At 60.4% G+C, this 18133-nt stretch carries 14 protein-coding genes; 10 read left to right on the top strand and 4 right to left on the bottom strand.

From position 1 onward, the window contains the following. Nucleotides 1-42 precede the first annotated feature (42 nt). Nucleotides 43-1587, bottom strand: coding sequence for a class I SAM-dependent methyltransferase (locus C6Y56_RS11345; protein ID WP_169429937.1), 1545 nt, complete (start codon nucleotides 1585-1587; stop codon nucleotides 43-45). A 103-nt stretch (nucleotides 1588-1690) separates the two neighbouring features. Then, nucleotides 1691-2647: a threonine dehydratase gene (locus C6Y56_RS11340; protein WP_169429936.1), complete on the bottom strand. Its 957-nt coding sequence runs from the start codon at nucleotides 2645-2647 to the stop codon at nucleotides 1691-1693. Nucleotides 2648-2743: 96 nt separating this feature from the next. Here C6Y56_RS11340 and C6Y56_RS11335 point away from each other — a divergent pair, with 96 nt between their 5' ends. From C6Y56_RS11335 to C6Y56_RS11290, 10 genes are all read left to right on the top strand, one after another. Continuing rightward, nucleotides 2744-3544, top strand: coding sequence for a helix-turn-helix transcriptional regulator (locus C6Y56_RS11335; protein WP_169429935.1), 801 nt, complete (start codon nucleotides 2744-2746; stop codon nucleotides 3542-3544). A 109-nt stretch (nucleotides 3545-3653) separates the two neighbouring features. Beyond that, nucleotides 3654-4475, top strand: coding sequence for an ABC transporter substrate-binding protein (locus C6Y56_RS11330; RefSeq protein ID WP_169429934.1), 822 nt, complete (start codon nucleotides 3654-3656; stop codon nucleotides 4473-4475). Beyond that, nucleotides 4472-5317: an amino acid ABC transporter permease gene (locus C6Y56_RS11325; RefSeq protein ID WP_169429933.1), complete on the top strand. Its 846-nt coding sequence runs from the start codon at nucleotides 4472-4474 to the stop codon at nucleotides 5315-5317. Before C6Y56_RS11330 ends, C6Y56_RS11325 begins: the two co-directional genes overlap by 4 nt. Before the next feature lie 35 nt (nucleotides 5318-5352). Continuing rightward, a complete protein-coding gene (locus tag C6Y56_RS11320; protein WP_169429932.1) occupies nucleotides 5353-6735 on the top strand; it encodes an LLM class flavin-dependent oxidoreductase in 1383 nt (460 codons plus the stop codon). A 180-nt stretch (nucleotides 6736-6915) separates the two neighbouring features. After that, a complete protein-coding gene (gene proP, locus C6Y56_RS11315) occupies nucleotides 6916-8415 on the top strand; it encodes a glycine betaine/L-proline transporter ProP (RefSeq protein ID WP_169429931.1) in 1500 nt (499 codons plus the stop codon). Nucleotides 8416-8543: 128 nt separating this feature from the next. Next, on the top strand, nucleotides 8544-9383 hold the full coding sequence (yghU, locus tag C6Y56_RS11310; RefSeq protein ID WP_169429930.1) for a glutathione-dependent disulfide-bond oxidoreductase: 840 nt from the start codon (nucleotides 8544-8546) through the stop codon (nucleotides 9381-9383). A gap of 38 nt (nucleotides 9384-9421) precedes the next feature. Next, nucleotides 9422-10921 carry a glycolate oxidase subunit GlcD gene (gene glcD / locus C6Y56_RS11305; RefSeq protein WP_169429929.1) on the top strand — a complete coding sequence of 500 codons (1500 nt, stop codon included), beginning with the start codon at nucleotides 9422-9424 and terminating at the stop codon, nucleotides 10919-10921. Continuing rightward, a complete protein-coding gene (glcE, locus tag C6Y56_RS11300; RefSeq protein ID WP_169429928.1) occupies nucleotides 10921-11985 on the top strand; it encodes a glycolate oxidase subunit GlcE in 1065 nt (354 codons plus the stop codon). Before glcD ends, glcE begins: the two co-directional genes overlap by 1 nt. Nucleotides 11986-11988: 3 nt before the next feature. Continuing rightward, nucleotides 11989-13221: a glycolate oxidase subunit GlcF gene (gene glcF, locus C6Y56_RS11295; protein ID WP_169429927.1), complete on the top strand. Its 1233-nt coding sequence runs from the start codon at nucleotides 11989-11991 to the stop codon at nucleotides 13219-13221. A gap of 915 nt (nucleotides 13222-14136) precedes the next feature. Continuing rightward, nucleotides 14137-14910, top strand: a complete 774-nt coding sequence (locus C6Y56_RS11290; RefSeq protein WP_169429926.1) for a helix-turn-helix transcriptional regulator — start codon at nucleotides 14137-14139, stop codon at nucleotides 14908-14910. A 63-nt stretch (nucleotides 14911-14973) separates the two neighbouring features. Here C6Y56_RS11290 and C6Y56_RS11285 read toward each other — a convergent pair whose 3' ends face one another. Together C6Y56_RS11285 and macA are read right to left on the bottom strand one after the other, a co-directional pair. Next, complete coding sequence (locus C6Y56_RS11285) at nucleotides 14974-16929, bottom strand: MacB family efflux pump subunit (protein ID WP_169429925.1); 1956 nt, start codon at nucleotides 16927-16929, stop codon at nucleotides 14974-14976. 2 nt (nucleotides 16930-16931) lie between these two features. Further along, nucleotides 16932-18080, bottom strand: a complete 1149-nt coding sequence (macA, locus tag C6Y56_RS11280; RefSeq protein ID WP_169429924.1) for a macrolide transporter subunit MacA — start codon at nucleotides 18078-18080, stop codon at nucleotides 16932-16934. Nucleotides 18081-18133: the final 53 nt, after the last annotated feature.

Here is an 18133-nt window from a genome sequence, read left to right as displayed (position 1 = left end):
CCGGTTCGATGAAAAACCGGACCCAACAAGACTTTTTTGCCGCTAGACGATTTTCAACGCCTTGAGAACGATCAGCGAACGCTCGGCAAACGCCTCGGCCTGTTCGGTCAGTTCGGCAATGTTTTCTTCAGCGGTGGTCAGCGCCTTGCCGTCCTTGAGCAAGCCCTCTCCCTGACCGCCGATGATGCCCCACGCCAGCAGTGCCCAGTCGGCCGGACGGGTCTTGCCTTGCTTGATCGAAATCAGGAACAACTGCTGGAAACGGCTGACCGTCACGCCACCGCCGGTGACCGGGCTGGCCAGCACCTGAATCTTGTGGTCGAACAGCGAGCGTCTGCACAGTTGCAGATTGAGGGTGGTGCAGCGTGCCTGCACCTGTTGCTCGGCCGCTTCGCTCTGGCACGGTGCCACGGCGCCCATCCCGATCAACACGTTAAGAGCCTGCTCCACATCGCCATAACTCAACGACGGCGAGGCCTCCAGCAAATGGCGCAGGGTTTTCGGCACATAGGCATCGTCCGCGAGCGCGTCCAGCACCGGACCGTAAATCTCGGCCTGCAACGTGGCCGAGCCCGCCGGACCGGTGACGCTGACCGCGACGCTGTCTGCCATTTGCAAAAGTACGAAACGGGTACTGAGCATGCGCTCGCGGTGTTCGAAGGCGGACAACCGGTTGGCGCCGCGCACGTAAAGGTCCCGACGGAAGTTCTGGTTAACGAAGTAATCACGCGCCTGCTCACGCATGACCGGATGCTCGATGCCTTCCAGAAATTCCATGCCTTCGGCGCTCAGGTTAAGCAGGTCTACCGAGTCCAGCGGCACAGCCGTCGTGGCGTAGTCGAGTTTGGCAGGAGCCAGGGCATCGACCACGTCGGTGAAGTACATGCAATTCCAGTCGCGGTTGAAGTATTCATGGGCGACGTACTGGCGATTCTGGCCCTTGATGCTCTGGAGCTTGGCATCCAGATTCGGTGCCGAATTGGCGTAGTTGGGGTTGGCGGCCAGCAAGGCTTCGGAGAACTGCAGCGCGGCGTCGATACGCTGGTCCGGCCGGGCCGAGGCTTGCGAAGCAAAACGGTCATGCAGACTGAACAACTGACGCAGTGGCGCCAGCGGCGACCAGCCCGGGAAGCAGTTGTAGCTGATGTACACATGACCGCCCGGCTTGAGGTGACGACGGACAAACTCGACGATCAGCTTGTGATTGTCACGGCTGACCCAGGTCCAGATGCCGTGCAGGCTGATGCTGTCGAACTGCGGCAGGTCATGGCGGGCCAACAGTTGCTCGAAACTGTCGTCATACAGCCGCGCATCGCTGCCCCAGTCTTTCGCAAGCCCGATGGCATGGGCCGCCTGGCCCGGATGGAAATCGGTGCCGATGTAGCTCCCCGGATTGCCCGCCGCGTGAATGTTGATCGACACACCCTGACCGAAACCCAGTTCGCAGTGATAACCGTCGGTATTCTCCAGCGTGGCAAAACCCCGCAGCAACAAACAATAGCGCTGGAAAACCGGATTGATCTCGCGGCTATAGCCGTAGGTGTAGCCTTCGTCCGTGAAATAACCTTCGTTCCAGGCATTGCTCATGCGTGACACCCTTTTTATATCGAAAGTGAAAGTCGATCTTATAAGGGGTAGCCAGGACCAATCACAAGCGGAAAAGCGACACCCCGCAGCCAAGCTGCGTCTATCAGCCGATCACTCGTGCATACACCGCCCGGTCGATGTTGCCCCCGGACAAAATCACCCCCACCCTTTTGCCCTGCATCCTGTCCCGCTCCTGCATCAACGCCGCCAGTGCCGCGGCGCCGGCGCCTTCTGCGAGGTTGTGGGTGTCGGTGTAATACACGCGCATGGCTTCGGCGATTTCGTCCTCGCTGACCGCGACGATCCTTGTTGCGCCGGCGCCGTAGACATCGAACGCCTCGGCAATCGGCTTGCGCACGGCCAGCCCGTCGGCAAAGGTATTGGCGGAGGCGGTCTCGCAGATCGTTTTCGCCTCGAAGGACAACTTGGCAGCTGCCGCTTCCGTGGAGACCACCCCCACGACCTGGGTATCCAGACCCAGTGCATCACGAGCGGCGATCACGCCACAAATGCCCGAGCCGCAACCGATCGGCACGTAGAGGGTGTGCAGATCCGGCGCCGCGTTGAGCAGTTCCAGCGCATAGGTCGCTACCCCTTTGACCAGCTCGGTGTGGAAGGGCGGTACCAGGTAGAGCCCATGTTCCAGCGCCAGGCGCGCCGCTTCCTCACGGGCCTCATCGAAATCGCGCCCGAACTCGACCACCTCGCCACCGAATCCGCGCATGGCGTTGTTCTTCTCCAGCGAATTGCCCTTCGGCACCACGATCAACGCCCTCAATCCGACGGCACTGGCCGCCAGTGCCAGGCTCTGCCCGTGATTGCCGCGCGTGGCCGAGACGATGCCCTTGACGTTCGGGTGTTCGCGGCGCAGCCAGTGCATGAAGGTAATGCCGCCGCGCACCTTGAACGCGCCGGTGGGTGTGTGGTTTTCGTGCTTGACCCACACCGTGCAGCCCAGCCGTTCGGTCAGCAGCGGCCAGCGATACTGGGCGGTGGCCGGCATCACCTGGTAAACCTGGCGGGCAGCCTGTTCGATGTCTTCGCGAGTGAGGGTGTGCATGGAACGTCTCCTTGGGCTTTGCTCCAGTCTAGGCACGTGTCCTGCCAGTCGGCTTTCAAAAAACTGACCTGACTTTTGCGTCGGCTCTTCACTACTATGGCGTTCATGAGCCCTCGCAACCGCCCACCATCACCCGTCGCCCCGGAACCGGTCCGTCGTATCGAGGCTGGCCCGTGGGCGATCGAATTGCTGCCCGGCGCCGCCTACGCAACCCGTTATGTGGCGGCGCAGTCGGCAATCGGTTTTGCCTTCGACAGCCAACGCGGCGTGCACGCCATCGGCAGCGACCGGGTGCGCCCCTTCGATGCCATGCCCAATAGTCTGGCGTTCGTCCCCGTCGACTGTGATGTGATGTCCGAGTCACCCATGGGCGGTGAATACCTGCGGGTCATCCGCACCGACGGCACCACGCTGTCGGGCGAGCAGGTGTTCAACAATCGCATCGACCCGCAGGCCATTCACCTCGCCTCACGAATGCGCCGCGCCTTTTTGAAAGCCTCAGTGGACGATGACTGGGAAACCTGGGCGCTCGCCTTGGCCGAGCGCACCGAAGGCAAAGACACGCCGTCGCCCCAAGGCTCGATGACCGGCAGCCGAATGCGCCTGCTCGACGAGTTCATCGACGCCGGCCTCGACGGTCCGCTCGGCATTCACACCATGGCGCAAATGCTTGAACTGTCCGAAGGCTATTTCATGCGCGCCTTCAAGCAGGCCACTGGCAAAAGTCCCCATAGCTATCTTATTGATCGACGCCTGGCCCGGGCCCGTGCATTGATGCGCGACTCCCGCGCCAGCCTGTCGGAAATCGCCCTCGCCTGCGGTTTCAACTCCCAGGCGCACATGACCAGCGCGTTCAAGCAGCGACTGGGCGTGAGTCCGGCGCAATTGCGCAGATAGCGGACATCGATATAGCCTCAAGCAAGATCCATATTCTAAAAACGAAGTACAAACTATTTTTATAGTGCGTTTTAATCTATTCAGATTTTTTCTGACTGGAGCACCGCACGTGAAGACCCCGGCACTTTTGACCCTCGGCCTGGCGCTGGTCGCCAGTTGTTCTGTCGCTTTCGCGGGGCCCATTCTTGATCGCGTCACGCAAAAGGGTGAGCTGACCGGCGTCCTGATGGAAAGCTACCCGCCCTTCTCTTTTCTCAATGACCAGAACCAACTCGACGGCTTCGATGTGGATGTCGCCAAGGCTGTCGCCGAACGTCTCGGGGTCAAGCTGAAACTCGAAACCCCGTCCTGGGACGTGATTGCCGCCGGGCACTGGAACGGTCGCTACGACATCTGCGTGTGCTCGATGACACCGAGCAAGGCGCGGGCTGAAGTGTTCGACTTCCCCGTGGAGTATTACCAGTCACCGGCAGTGATCGTGGTCAATGCAAAGGACAAGGACATCGTCACGGGCAAGGACTTGTCCGGCAAAAAAGTCGGCGTGATCAGTGCGTCGACTTATGAGGCCTACCTGAACAAGAATCTGGTCATCGAAGGCGCCGAGGACAAGCCCTTGAGCTATCCGTTCGACAGTGTCCAGATCGCGCCGTATGACAACGAAACCGTCGCCTTCCAGGATCTGGCACTGGGCACCGGCGTGCGCCTGGATGCCATGGTCACCAACCTCATCACCGCCCGTGAACGCATCGCCCAGGACCCGCGCTTCAAGATTGCCGGAGATCCACTGTATGCCGAGCCGAACGTGGTAGCGGTCGAAAAAGGCGATCAGCAATGGAATGCGAAAGTCACCGAGGTCATCGCGCAACTCAAGACTGACGGCACGTTGAGCAAAATATCCAGGAAGTGGATCGGTTCCGATATCAGCCAATGACAGCTCTCAATCCTCATCCGGCCAAAACCACTGTCACCCCGGAAAAACAGCCACAACTGATACGTCAGCTGTTCGGCTTTCGCACTCGCCTGTATCTGACGTGGGCGGTGCTGTTCGGCTTGTGCGTGCTGTTTTTCATGCGCTTCGATCTGAAGTTTTCGATCATTCTGGAAAAGTGGCCGAACCTCGTCGGCCTGCATCTGGGGCCGAACGGCTTTTTGCAGGGCGCCGCGCTGACGATTTTCCTGTGCTTGTGCTCGATCTGGTTTTCGTTGCTGCTGGGTTTCGTCACGGCGCTTGCGCGCCTGTCGCGCAGCGCTGTGGCGTTCGGTATCGCGAGTTTCTACGCCTCGTTCTTTCGCGGTACGCCGCTGCTGATTCAGATCCTGTTGATCTACCTGGGCCTGCCGCAACTGGGGATCGTGCCGGGCGCCATCAGTGCCGGGATCATTGCCCTCTCGCTCAACTACGGTGCGTATCTCAGCGAAATCTTTCGCGCCGGCATCCTCGCGGTTGCACCGGGGCAGCGTGAAGCGGCAGCTGCGCTGGGTCTGAGACCGGCAGCGACATTCGTGCACATCATTCTGCCGCAAGCCATGCGCACGATCATTCCACCGACCACCAGCCAGTTCATTTCGATGCTCAAGGATTCATCGTTGATCTCGGTCATGGGCGTTTGGGAAGTGATGTTCCTGGCGCAGTCGTACGGGCGCTCGTCCTACCGCTACATCGAAATGCTCACCACCGCAGCGGTCATCTATTGGCTGTTGTCCATCGGTCTCGAACTGATCCAGCATCGCCTGGAACGCCATTACGGCAGAGGCTTCAAGCATCAGCGATGAGCTATTCCGTTCAATGATTTCTTGCAGGAACCAAGATGTCCGATCCTAAACCTCTGCTGTTTGCGCTCTATGAACAAGCCAGTGTCGGGTGCGGCGGTGCGCCGAGCCTCTGGACGCACCCGGCTGACGAACGACTGGCGATCAACTCGCTGGGCTATTGGTCGAACCTGGCCCGGATTGCCGATCAGGCTCACCTCGACATGCTGTTCTTTGGTGATGTGCTGGGCTTCTACGATGTGTTCGGCGGCAATGCCGATGCGGCCATGAAATGGGCCGTGGAAGCGCCGGCCAACGATCCGCTGATGATCATTCCGGCGCTGGCTGCCGTGACGGAAAACCTCGCGTTTGGCGTCACCGTGACCACCAGCTATGAACATCCGTTTACCCATGCACGGCGCTTCAGCACACTGGATCACCTGACCAATGGCCGGGTCGGCTGGAATATTGTCACGTCTTACCTGTCGAGTGCGGCGCGCAATTTCGGGCTGGAACAAATGATCAGACACGATGATCGCTACGAGCGCGCCGAAGAGTTTCTCGATGTGGCCTACAAGCTCTGGGAAGGCAGTTGGGCCGACGACGCCGTGGTCGCCGACAAGGCCCGCCAGCTCTATGCCAGAGGCGACCGGGTGCGCCCGATCAATCACGAAGGCACGCATTATCGGGTGGCCGGCCCGCATTTGACCTCTCCCTCGCCACAACGCACGCCGTTGCTGATCCAGGCGGGCTGGTCGGGGCGCGGTCGCGAGTTTGCGGCCAAGCATGCCGAGCTGATCTTCATTGCCAAATCCAACCCTCAGGAAATCCGTCAGGGCCTGGAAGATATCTGGGCCAAGGCCCAGGCACGCGGCCGTCAGCGTGAAGATGTGAAGTCACTGACGGTGTTGCGCATCGTCACCGCCAAAACCGAAATCGAGGCCCAGCGCAAATACGACGAGTTGCAAAGCAACTACCACTTGCAGGCACAACTGGTCAGCTACGCCGGTGACACCGGCATCGATATCAGCCGCTACGCCGACGGCGATGCGCTGTCGACACACACCGAAGGCCTGACCTCTTACGTGATGCGCCCCGATGGCAGCGGCAAGCCGCTGACCGCGGGCGACGTCAAACAGCGCTTCGCCAGCGTCACTCGCGGCACTGACCTGATTCTGGTCGGCACACCGCAGCAGGTCGCTGATCGCATCGAAAAACACGCGCGGATTTCCGGCACCAGCGGCTATATGCTTAATCCGCTGATCAGCCCTGGCAGCCTTGAAGACTTCGTCGAACTGATCATTCCCGAGTTGCAGAAGCGCGGTTTGTATCGCACCGAACCTCAGCGCGGAACGTTCCGTTCAAGGCTGCGCGACGATGGCTCGAGTCACTTGCCGGCCTCGGCCTATGGGGCATCGTTTCGTTTCGACCGAGCGCTGTAACCACTTTCGCCATCGGTAAAAAACGAAATCAGTGGTGAATTTTTTCGTGTCCACTTGTATCTGATCTGGAAGAAGCCGTGCCATCAAAGAGATGGCATCGACCAAGGTGAACCGCTCTGGCCCTTGCCTCTTCGGGCCTTGCGGTTTGCACAAAGACAGATCAGATGCAGAGTGAATCCCATGGAATCAAAGGAAAGCGTCAGCCCGATCGGACTGAAAGACATCACCATTGTCGACGACGCCAAGATGCGCAAAGCCATCACGGCTGCGGCGCTGGGCAACGCGATGGAGTGGTTCGACTTCGGCGTCTACGGCTTCGTTGCCTATGTGCTGGGCAAGGTTTTCTTCCCCGGCGCCGATCCCGGCGTGCAGATGATCGCGGCACTGGCGACATTCTCGGTACCGTTCCTGATCCGGCCGCTGGGCGGGCTGTTCTTCGGTGCGCTGGGGGACAAGTACGGACGACAGAAAGTCCTCGCAGCGACCATCGTGATCATGTCGCTCAGCACCTTTGCCATCGGGCTGATTCCGTCCTATGCCTCGATCGGCATCTGGGCGCCGATACTCCTGCTGCTGGCGAAAATGGCCCAGGGCTTTTCGGTCGGAGGCGAGTACACCGGCGCTTCGATCTTCGTCGCCGAATACGCGCCGGATCGCAAACGCGGCTTCCTTGGCAGTTGGCTGGACTTCGGTTCCATCGCCGGTTTCGTCCTCGGCGCCGGCGTGGTGGTACTGATTTCCGCGATCATCGGTGAAGAAAAATTCCAGGAATGGGGCTGGCGCCTGCCTTTCTTCCTCGCCCTGCCGTTGGGCATGATCGGGCTTTACCTGCGCCATGCGCTCGAAGAGACGCCGGCGTTTCAGCAGCATGTCGAGAAGCTTGAACAAGGTGACCGTGAAGGTCTGGCCGGCGGCCCGAAAGTGTCGTTCAAGGAAGTCGCAACCAAACACTGGCGCAGCCTGATGACCTGCATCGGCGTGGTGGCCGCCACCAACGTCACCTATTACATGCTGTTGACCTATATGCCGAGTTACCTCTCGCACAACCTGCATTACAGCGAAAATCGCGGGGTGCTGATCATCATCGCGATCATGGTCGGCATGCTGTTCGTGCAACCTGCCATCGGTTTCATCAGCGACAAGATCGGCCGTCGCCCCTTCATCATCTTCGGCAGCATCGGTCTGTTCATCCTTGCCATTCCAGCGTTCATGCTGATCAACAGCGGCAAGATCGGCCTGATCTTTTCCGGCCTGCTGATATTGGCCGTGGTGCTCAACTTTTTCATTGGCGTCATGGCCTCTACGCTGCCGGCAATGTTTCCGACTCACATCCGCTACAGCGCGCTGGCCAGTGCGTTCAACGTCTCGGTGCTGATCGCCGGTGTGACGCCGACCGTCGTGGCCTGGCTGGTGGAGAGTACCCAGAATCTGTACATGCCGGCCTATTACCTGATGGTGACTGCCGTCGTTGGGCTGATCACCGGTGTGACCATGAAAGAAACCGCCAACAAACCGCTACGCGGTGCAGCCCCTGCAGCCTCCGATATCGAGGAAGCCAAGGAGCTGCTGCAAGAACATCACGACAACATCGAACAGAAGATCGAAGACATCGACGCCGAAATCGCCGAACTGGAAGCCAAGCGCGAATACCTGGTGCAGCAGCATCCGCGGATCGAATAACGATATGAAGAGTTGATGTGACAACAGGGTGGAATTCAAACGCCCTTCTGTGGTGTTCTGTTCGGCAGGAACCGGTAGCTTGCTACCGGCTCACATCCATTGAGCAACCTGACGACGAGGTCCGTTTCATGAGCAAGGCGCCTTACGTACCACCCAAGGTCTGGAAACACAGCGCTCCGTCCGGCGGCCAGTTCGCCAACATCAACCGCCCGATCGCCGGGCCGACCCATGACAAGACCCTGCCCGTCGGCAAGCATCCGTTGCAACTGTATTCGCTGGCCACGCCCAATGGCGTCAAGGTCACCATCCTGCTCGAAGAGTTGCTGGCGCTCGGGCACACTGGGGCCGAATACGACGCCTGGCTGATTCGCATCGGTGAAGGCGATCAGTTCTCCAGCGGCTTTGTCGAGATCAACCCGAACTCCAAGATCCCTGCACTGCTCGATCGAAGTGTCGAGCCGGCGATCCGGGTGTTCGAGTCAGGTTCGATCCTGCTTTACCTCGCCGAGAAATTCGGCGCCTTCCTGCCCACCGACCTCGCCGGTCGTACCGAAACCCTGAACTGGCTGTTCTGGCAGATGGGCTCAGCTCCGTATCTGGGTGGCGGTTTCGGGCATTTTTATGCCTATGCGCCGGAGAAACTCCAATACCCGATCGACCGCTTCACCATGGAAGCCAAACGTCAGCTGGATGTGCTCGATCGACGCCTGGCCGAGAGCCCTTACCTTGCCGGCGACCATTACACCATCGCCGACATTGCGGTCTGGCCGTGGTATGGACAACTGGTGCGCAACAACGTGTACGGCGCGGCCGAATTTCTCTCGGCTCACGAATACACCCATGTACAGCGCTGGGCCGAGGACATCGCCAAACGGCCGGCGGTCATTCGTGGGCAGCGCGTCAACCGCACCTGGGGTGATGAAGCGAGCCAGGTGCCGGAACGGCATGAGGCGGCTGATCTGGACTGATCGCTCGCACCCGATAACAAAAACCAGGGGGCGCCCGCATGAACATTCTCTACGACGAACAGATCGACGGCGCCCTGCCGGACGTCGACAAGGCTGCGCTGTTGCAGGCGCTGCAAAACCGGTGGCCCGCACTGGAAATCCTGCATCAGCGCGAGGATCTCAAGCCGTACGAATGCGACGGTTTGTCGGCCTACCGCACCACGCCGTTACTGGTTGTGCTGCCCCGGCATCTCGATGAGGTGCAGGGCGTTTTGCGAATCTGTCATGAGAGAAACGTGCCGGTGGTGGCCCGGGGTGCCGGCACCGGGTTGTCCGGCGGTGCGTTGCCTCTGGAGAAAGGTGTGCTGCTGGTGATGGCACGCTTCAACAATATCCTGCACATCGATCCGGGCGCCCGCACCGCACGGGTTCAGCCCGGGGTGCGCAATCTGGCGATTTCCCAGGCGGCCTCCCCGTTCGGCCTGTATTACGCGCCGGATCCGTCCTCGCAGATTGCCTGCTCCATCGGCGGCAACGTGGCGGAAAATGCGGGTGGCGTGCATTGCCTCAAGTACGGTCTGACCGTGCACAACCTGCTCAAGGTCGAGATCCTGACCGTCGAGGGCGAACACCTCACGCTCGGCGCCGATGCGCTCGATTCCCCCGGTTTCGACTTGCTGGCGCTGTTCACCGGCTCCGAAGGCCTGCTGGGTGTGATCACCGAAGTCACGGTCAAGTTGCTACCCAAACCACAGACCGCCAAAGTCCTGTTGGCTGCGTTCGATTCCGTGGAGAACGCCGGCCGAGCCGTGGCTGACATCATCGCCGCCGGGATCATTCCCGGTGGCCTGGAAATGATGGACAACCTGGCGATCCGCGCCGCCGAGGCCTTCATCCACGCCGGCTACCCGGTGGACGCCGAAGCGATCCTGCTGTGCGAACTCGATGGCGTCGAAGCCGACGTCCACGCCGACTGCATTCGCGTGCGCCAGGTGCTGGAGAATGCTGGCGCGACGCAAGTGCGTCAGGCCAGGGACGAGGCTGAGCGCGTGCGATTCTGGGCCGGACGCAAAAATGCCTTCCCGGCCGTGGGCCGCTTGTCCCCGGATTATTACTGCATGGACGGCACCATCCCGCGCCGCGAACTGCCTGGCGTGCTGCAAGCCATCGCGCAGTTATCCGCCGAATACGGCCTGCGGGTGGCCAACGTGTTCCATGCCGGCGACGGCAATATGCACCCGTTGATTCTGTTCGACGCCAATCAGCCCGGCGAGCTGGAACGCGCCGAAACGCTGGGAGGGAAAATCCTCGAATTGTGCGTGAAGGTCGGCGGCAGCATCACCGGCGAGCACGGTGTGGGGCGGGAGAAAATCAATCAGATGTGCGCGCAGTTCAACAACGATGAGCTGACCCTGTTCCACGCCGTCAAAGCCGCGTTCGACCCCGGCGGGCTGCTCAATCCGGGCAAAAACATTCCGACCCTGCACCGCTGCGCCGAATTCGGCGCCATGCATGTTCATGCCGGGCAACTGCCTTTCCCCGAGCTGGAGCGTTTCTGATGGTCCGAGAAAAGGATGTCGATGACAGCGCCGCGCTGCTCGATCAGGTGAATCAGGCGTTGCAAGACGCCACGCCTCTGCGGATTCAGGGCGCCAACAGCAAGGCATTTCTGGGCCGCATCGTCGCCGGAGAAATCCTCGACACCCGCACTCATCGCGGCATCGTCAGCTACGACCCGACGGAACTGGTGATCACCGCACGTTGTGGTACTCCAGTGGCCGAACTGCTGGCGGTGCTGGACGCTTCACAACAGATGTTGCCGTGCGAACCACCGGCCTTCGCCGATGAGGCGACGGTGGGCGGGATGATCGCCAGCGGGCTGTCGGGGCCGCGCCGTCCGTGGTCGGGGTCGGTTCGGGATTTCGTGCTGGGTACACGGATCATCACCGGCCATGGCAAGCACTTGCGTTTTGGCGGTGAGGTCATGAAAAACGTCGCCGGTTATGACCTGTCGCGGCTGATGGTTGGCAGTTATGGTTCGCTGGGGGTGATCACCGAAGTCTCGCTCAAGGTCCTGCCCAAACCACGCGAGTGCCTGAGCATCAGCCTGGAAATGGACAGTGAACGAGCCTTGCAGCGTATGGCCGAGTGGGGTCAACAACCGCTGCCGATCAGCGCCGCCTGCCACGATGGCCAGCGTCTGCACTTGCGTCTGGAGGGTGGTGAAGGCTCGGTGGCGGCGGCCCGTGATCGCCTCGGTGGCGAACTGCTCGATGGATCGTTCTGGGCCGACCTGAATGAACAGCGTCTGGGCTTTTTCGACGAAGACCAGCCTCTGTGGCGCCTTTCGGTGCCGAACAACACCCCGCCGCTGGCCTTGGCCGGCCTGCAAATGCTCGACTGGGGCGGCGCCCAGCGTTGGCTCAAGTCAGGGGCGCAAGCGGCACTGATTCGCCAGGTGGTTTCGGCTGTTGGCGGGCATGCAACCTGCTACAGCCATGGTTTGATCGATGCGCCCTTCCACCCGCTGCCACCCGCCCTCCTGCACTATCACCGTCGCCTCAAGCAACAACTCGACCCTCAGGGCATTTTCAACCCCTGTCGCCTGTACGCGGAGCTTTGAGCCATGCAAACCACTCTCAGCGAAAAGGCCCGACGACTGCCCCGGGCCGAAGAAGCCGAAAGCATCCTGCGCACCTGCGTGCACTGTGGCTTCTGCAACGCGACCTGCCCGACCTATCAGTTGCTCGGCGATGAACTGGACGGCCCACGGGGCCGCATCTATCTGATCAAACAGGTGCTGGAAGGCAATGAAGTCACCCGCAAGACCCAACTGCATCTGGATCGTTGCCTGTCCTGCCGCAATTGCGAAACCACCTGCCCCTCGGGTGTGGACTATCACAATCTGCTCGACATTGGCCGCGCCGTGGTTGATGCCGCCGTGCCGCGTCCCATCGGTCAACGCTTGTTGCGTGGAGGTTTGCGTGGCGTGGCGTCGAATCCCGGAGTGTTCAAAGGATTGGTCAGCGCCGGCCAGATCTTCCGTGTGCTGCTGCCTGATACCCTGCAAGCCAAATTGCCGCGCCGCCCCTCTGCAATCGCGCCCCGCCCGGTAACGCGGCATGCCCGTCAGGTGCTGATGCTCGAAGGCTGCGTGCAACCGGGTTTGTCGCCCAACACAAACGCGGCGGCAGCACGAGTGCTGGATCGACTGGGGATCAGCATTACTCCGGCGCGAAATGCCGGCTGTTGCGGCGCCGTGGACTATCACCTCGACGCCCAGGGCACGGGACTTGACCGCGCCCGCCAGAACATCGACGCCTGGTGGCCGGCCATCGAACAAGGCGCCGAAGCGATCGTGCAGACCGCCAGCGGTTGCGGCGCGTTCATCAAGGATTACGGGCACCTGCTGTGCACCGATCCGGCCTATGCCGAGAAGGCGAAAGCCGTAAGTGCACTGGCGAAAGATCTGGTGGAAGTGCTGCGTGAGGAACCGCTCGAGTCCCTTGGTATTCATGCCGACCCGCGCTTGGCGTTCCACTGCCCCTGTACCTTGCAACACGCACAGAAACTCGGCGGCGCAGTTGAGTCGGTGCTGACCCGATTGGGCTTCAACCTCACGACCGTGCCGGACGCCCACCTGTGCTGCGGCTCGGCGGGCACTTATTCGATAACCCAACCCGCGCTGGCCCGGCAACTGCGCGACCAAAAGCTCAATGCACTGGAAAGCGGTCATCCGGAGATCATCGCCACCGCCAATATCGGCTGCCAGGCCCACCTCGACGGCGCGGGACGCACGCCGGTCAGGCACTGGGTCGAGCTGGTGGATGCCGGGTTGCCCGTGGTGAGCGAGGCCTAGGTTTGCTGGCGGTGGTCGAACGATGGGCGAAAAAAAACCGCCTTTGCGGGGCGGTTTTTCGACAAGCCTCAGTTTGCGGCTGGGGCTTTGTGTCTCACGGACAACATTGACGTGCGGGAATACTATTAATCTTTGGTATTCGTTGCAACGTTATTTTGTGTGTTGAACGACGTCACGCAATGACAAGGTCAGCCCTGACGAGGCTGAAAAAAGACTGACAGAAACAACGAATTACAAAACTCATCGAGTCTTTATCCAGGCCCCTCAGAATCACGCCACAAGACAGGTTAATATGCCGACGCTCACTCGCCAGTGCGTCCATGAGGTTTGGCTGGAACCATAACGGTTTCATGCCCTTCGACACGGTTTTGCACCCGTGCCGGAATGATGGCTCGGAGGGATCACAACCGGCCGCCTCATGGACAACATTGACGTGCATGTCCAAAGGCACACATGGTCCGGTAAGTTCGCTGGAGGTTTGGCCCCCGAGCTGGAGGCCAAAACGTATGAAGCTTTTGCTGCGTACGCTGAGCCTCGTATGGAGATCGTTTCAAGCGTTTCGCTTTTACGAGTTCCTGCGAGACCATTTTGACAACCTGAAGTAACGGTTGTCGAAGCGGGAAAAAGCCCGTTTTGGCTTCGGCTGAAACGGGCTTTTTTTTGCGCCATGATACTGTCACTTGTAGGACTTTTTATAAAATTGGCCCTGTTCAGCTGTAAGGCATTTCCATGACATCTGTCATCCCGACATCCCCCTCACCGTCAGTTATGAGCTAATAGCCCCTTCATTAAACCGTCGCTGAAACGTTGTACTAGGATAGGATCCAATTTCCTGATGCGCTGTCGCCGGGCACGGAGCTTCTTTCCGGTGGGCCAGGAATACGAGTACCACACTGCAACTCATGGATGAACGACATGAACTCACAGCTGTTTCCTCACATTGGCAAGGTCATTGCCAGCACTGGCAGCCGACATTTCCCACGGATGCTGCATGACCTGATCCTGACCCAACTGGCGGTGGACGCCACGCACATCCGGCAGATGCGCGTGGAACCGGTGGGACGCTCACAACCGCGCGTCGAACCCGAATGCATCAAGGAAGTGCCCTTGCCGGCTGAAACGGTGTATTCCGAGTTGAGCACGCAGCCGAATGCCAATGATTTGCCCACTCCCGAACCCTCGACGGTCACCGACGCTTCGCAATTGCACCTGACCCGGCGCAAGGACGGTTACCGCTATGTGATCTCTGTCTACCGTTGCGGTCCGTCAAAACGCTTTTCTGCCCATGAGCGCAGTTTGTTGCAGGATATTTCTCCAGTCCTGCTGCCGATGGTCGAGAAACACATCAACGCCCTGCAACCGGCAAACACTGACGTCCAGGGACAAACCCGGGAGCAGTCGGCTTCCACCCTGCTGGGCCTGGAAACCCTGCGCCTGCGCTTTTGCGAGCGTGTGGAGCAACTGGGGCTGAGCCTGTCGAACCGTGAGATGGAAGTCTGTGTCGGCCTGCTCGCCGGGCGCACGGCACCGGAACTGGCCGAACAGTTGCAACTGAAGGTCAATACCGTGGAGAGCTATCTCAAACGCGCAGCCATCAAACTGGGCATCAGCGGACGTCACTCGCTGATGCGCTGGATGTATTCGCCGAAAGACTGCCCGGCAGCCTGCGGTCCGTCGAACGCAGCCTGACCATTCACACACCCGAAACGAAACCGCCCTCCTGCAAAGGACGGCGGTTTTCTCATGCCGGCGTCAATCCCGGGCCAATGCCTCGATCGGATCGAGCCGCGACGCATTGCGCGCCGGCACGAAGCCGAACACGATGCCGATCAGGGTCGAGCAGAACACCGCCGTCAGCACCGAGCTCAGCGAGAACACCATCTCCCACTCCTTGATGAATAGCGAAAACAAGTGGCCGATGGCGTAACTCAACGAAATTCCAATCGCCCCACCCAGCAGACAGACCATCACCGCCTCCACCAGAAATTGCTGACGAATGTCCGACTGCCGCGCCCCGACCGCCATGCGGATACCGATCTCGCGGGTACGTTCGGTGACCGACACCAGCATGATGTTCATCACCCCGATACCGCCGACCACCAGGGAAATCACCGCAATCAGCGACAGCAACAGCGCCAGTGAGCGGCTGGTTTTCTGCACGGTCTGCATCACACTGTCGAGGTTATTGGTGAAGAAATCCTTGGTGCCGTGGCGCTGCAGCATCAGTTTGTTGACGTTGTCTTCCACGATCTTGCTCGGCTGACCGTCCTTGATCCGCACGCTGATGCTGTCCAGGTAACGCTGGCCCAAAAGCCGTCCGGCTGCGGTTTCATAGGGCACCCAGACATTGAGCGACTTGCTCGACGAGAAGATGTTTTTGTTCTCTGCCGCCACACCGATCACAGTGCACGGCAGGTTGCCGATCAGTATCACCTGCCCCAGCGGATCGACTCCCTCACCGAACAACCGATGGCGGGTGTTGTGATCGATCACCGCCACCTGCGCCTGGCGCCGGGCATCGCTTTCGCTGAACGCGATACCCGCCTCCATCTTGATTCCGCGTACCTGGAAATACAGATCGCTGACGCCGTTGACCTGCGCATCGAGGTCGATATTGCGGTAGCGCAGCAGCAGATTTCGCCCGACCACCGGCGTCGCGCTGTCGACGTAATACAACTGATTGAGCGCCGCGACGTCGGCCGGCACCAGGGTTTCGATGGCCGCCGAGCGACTGTCACCGAAACTGGTGCCGGAATAGATATCGATGGTGTTGCTGCCGATGGCCTGAATATCTTTCAGAACGTAGCGCTTGGCCCCCTCACCGATGGCCGAAATCGATACCACCGAGGTGATGCCGATGACGATCCCGAGCATGGTCAGCAGGGTGCGCATCCGATGGGAGATCAGCGCGACCCAGGCCATGTTGAACGCCTCCTTGAACAACCCGAGGCTGGCCACCAGACGCCGCGCCGCCGTCGACTTGGGCACCGCGTCCTCGTTGCTCAATGCCGTGCTGTCACGCTCGTTGCGGCGGTCGCTGAGGATTTCGCCGTCACTGACTTCAATGATGCGCTCGGCATTGGCGGCAACCTTGGGGTCGTGAGTCACCAGAATCACCGTGTGCCCGGCCGCGTGCAGCTCCAGCAGAATGCGCATCACCTCCTTGCCGCTGGTGGTGTCGAGGGCGCCTGTCGGCTCATCCGCGAGGATCACTTCGCCGCCGTTCATCAAGGCCCGGGCGATACTCACCCGCTGCTGCTGACCGCCCGAGAGTTGGCTTGGGCGATGGGTCAGGTGCCCTTCCAGCCCAAGGCGCGCCAACAACTCACGGGCCCGCGCATGCCGTTGTGGCTCCGGCGTGCCGGCGTAAATCGCCGGCATCTCGACGTTGTGCATCGCGCTCAGATGCGGCAGCAAGTGGTAGCGCTGAAAGATGAAACCGAAGTAGTCGCGGCGCAGTTCGGCCAGCGCCTGATTGTCCAGATCCCGGGTTTCCCGGCCGTTGATTTTGTAGCTGCCACCCGTGGCGTAATCGAGGCAGCCGAGGATGTTCATCAGGGTCGACTTACCCGAACCGGAGGCCCCGATGATGGCGACCATTTCCCCGGCGTTGATCGTCAGGTCGATGTTTTTCAGCGCCAGAAACTCGCGGTCGCCAGCGGTGAAACTGCGGGTGATGCCGGTCAGTTGCAGCAGAGGTTCGCTCATGCTCATGTCCCTGCCACTTTCGACACCGGATCACCGATCACCACGCGGTCACCTTCGGCGAGTCCTTCGTTGACCTGTACCTTGACGTTGTTGTTGATCCCGGTCCGCACATTGCGCGATTGCGCTTGCCCCTTCGTATCCAGAACTCGTACCGGGAAACTGCCATCGTTGTTGCGCGGCCCCAGTGCCGCCACCGGAATCGTCAGCACCGATTTGGCGGTGTCGAGTACCACCCGCACCTGAGCGGTCATGGAGATCCGCAAACGGTGGTCGGGATTCGGCACCTCGAACAACGCGTTGTAGAACACCGCCGTATTCTGCTTCGGCGTGCCTGCAGGCGGGGTTTCCAGGAAGTTCTGCGGCGCAGGCTCGGTGCCGCGCAGCTTGCCGTAATAACGCTTGTCCTCGCCCAGAATGGTGAAGTACACCTCCTGCCCCGGCGCGATGTGAATGACATCCGCCTCCGACACCTGAGCCTTGACGGTCATGGTGTCCAGGTCCGCGAGTTTCAGCAGGATCGGCGCCAGTTGGTTGGCAATCACGGTCTGGCCTTCCTGAGTCACGATGCCCACCACGTCGCCGTCGATGGGCGCGACGATCCGCGTGTAGGCCAGATTGACCTTGGCGGTGTCGATCTGGATATGCGCGCTCTTGATCTGCGCATCCAGCGACAACAGATTGGCCTGCTGCACCTCGTAATTCGATTGCGCGGTCTCGAAATCCTGCCGCGAAATCGAGGCGTCCTCCTGCAGGTTCTGATAACGCTCATAGAGCGCCTTGGTCTGCCGTAACTGAGCCTGGGTCGCCCGGCGCTGGGCTTGTAGGTTTTCCTCATCGACCTGTGCCTGACGCAGGGTGTTCTGCAGCACCAGCGGGTCGATTTCCGCCAGCCACTGGCCCTTCTTGACCTTGTCGCCGACCTTGACCTTCAGCGACTTCAATTGCCCCGAAACCTGGGCACCGACGTCCACCTGCTTGATCCCCTCCAGCAGACCGGTGGCCAGCACTGCGTTTTCAATGTCAGCGCGTTCGACCGTGGCGGTCAGGTATTGCGGTGCTTCGGCCGGCGCCTGCACCGTGTAGAACACCAACCCGGCCACCAGCGTCAAGGCGATTCCCAGACCGACTTTGCGCAACTTCGACTGTTCCATAAATGACCACAATTCCGTTCAGGGTTGAGCCCGGCCAGCGGCCGGGTTCCAGG

It is taken from the genome of Pseudomonas fluorescens, assembly GCF_012974785.1.
GTDB lineage: Bacteria > Pseudomonadota > Gammaproteobacteria > Pseudomonadales > Pseudomonadaceae > Aquipseudomonas > Aquipseudomonas fluorescens_BT.
This window is presented reverse-complemented; position numbering and strand designations above follow the sequence as displayed.

What these genes read in the sequence shown, in the direction of transcription:
- C6Y56_RS11345 (WP_169429937.1), bottom strand. Translation starts at nt 1,587, where the DNA reads ATGAGCAATGCCTGGAACGAAGGTTATTTCACGGACGAAGGCTACACC.
- C6Y56_RS11340 (WP_169429936.1), bottom strand. Translation starts at nt 2,647, where the DNA reads ATGCACACCCTCACTCGCGAAGACATCGAACAGGCTGCCCGCCAGGTT.
- C6Y56_RS11335 (WP_169429935.1), top strand. Translation starts at nt 2,744, where the DNA reads ATGGCGTTCATGAGCCCTCGCAACCGCCCACCATCACCCGTCGCCCCG.
- C6Y56_RS11325 (WP_169429933.1), top strand. Translation starts at nt 4,472, where the DNA reads ATGACAGCTCTCAATCCTCATCCGGCCAAAACCACTGTCACCCCGGAA.
- C6Y56_RS11320 (WP_169429932.1), top strand. Translation starts at nt 5,353, where the DNA reads ATGTCCGATCCTAAACCTCTGCTGTTTGCGCTCTATGAACAAGCCAGT.
- proP (WP_169429931.1), top strand. Translation starts at nt 6,916, where the DNA reads ATGGAATCAAAGGAAAGCGTCAGCCCGATCGGACTGAAAGACATCACC.
- yghU (WP_169429930.1), top strand. Translation starts at nt 8,544, where the DNA reads ATGAGCAAGGCGCCTTACGTACCACCCAAGGTCTGGAAACACAGCGCT.
- glcD (WP_169429929.1), top strand. Translation starts at nt 9,422, where the DNA reads ATGAACATTCTCTACGACGAACAGATCGACGGCGCCCTGCCGGACGTC.
- glcE (WP_169429928.1), top strand. Translation starts at nt 10,921, where the DNA reads ATGGTCCGAGAAAAGGATGTCGATGACAGCGCCGCGCTGCTCGATCAG.
- glcF (WP_169429927.1), top strand. Translation starts at nt 11,989, where the DNA reads ATGCAAACCACTCTCAGCGAAAAGGCCCGACGACTGCCCCGGGCCGAA.
- C6Y56_RS11290 (WP_169429926.1), top strand. Translation starts at nt 14,137, where the DNA reads ATGAACTCACAGCTGTTTCCTCACATTGGCAAGGTCATTGCCAGCACT.
- C6Y56_RS11285 (WP_169429925.1), bottom strand. Translation starts at nt 16,929, where the DNA reads ATGAGCGAACCTCTGCTGCAACTGACCGGCATCACCCGCAGTTTCACC.
- macA (WP_169429924.1), bottom strand. Translation starts at nt 18,080, where the DNA reads ATGGAACAGTCGAAGTTGCGCAAAGTCGGTCTGGGAATCGCCTTGACG.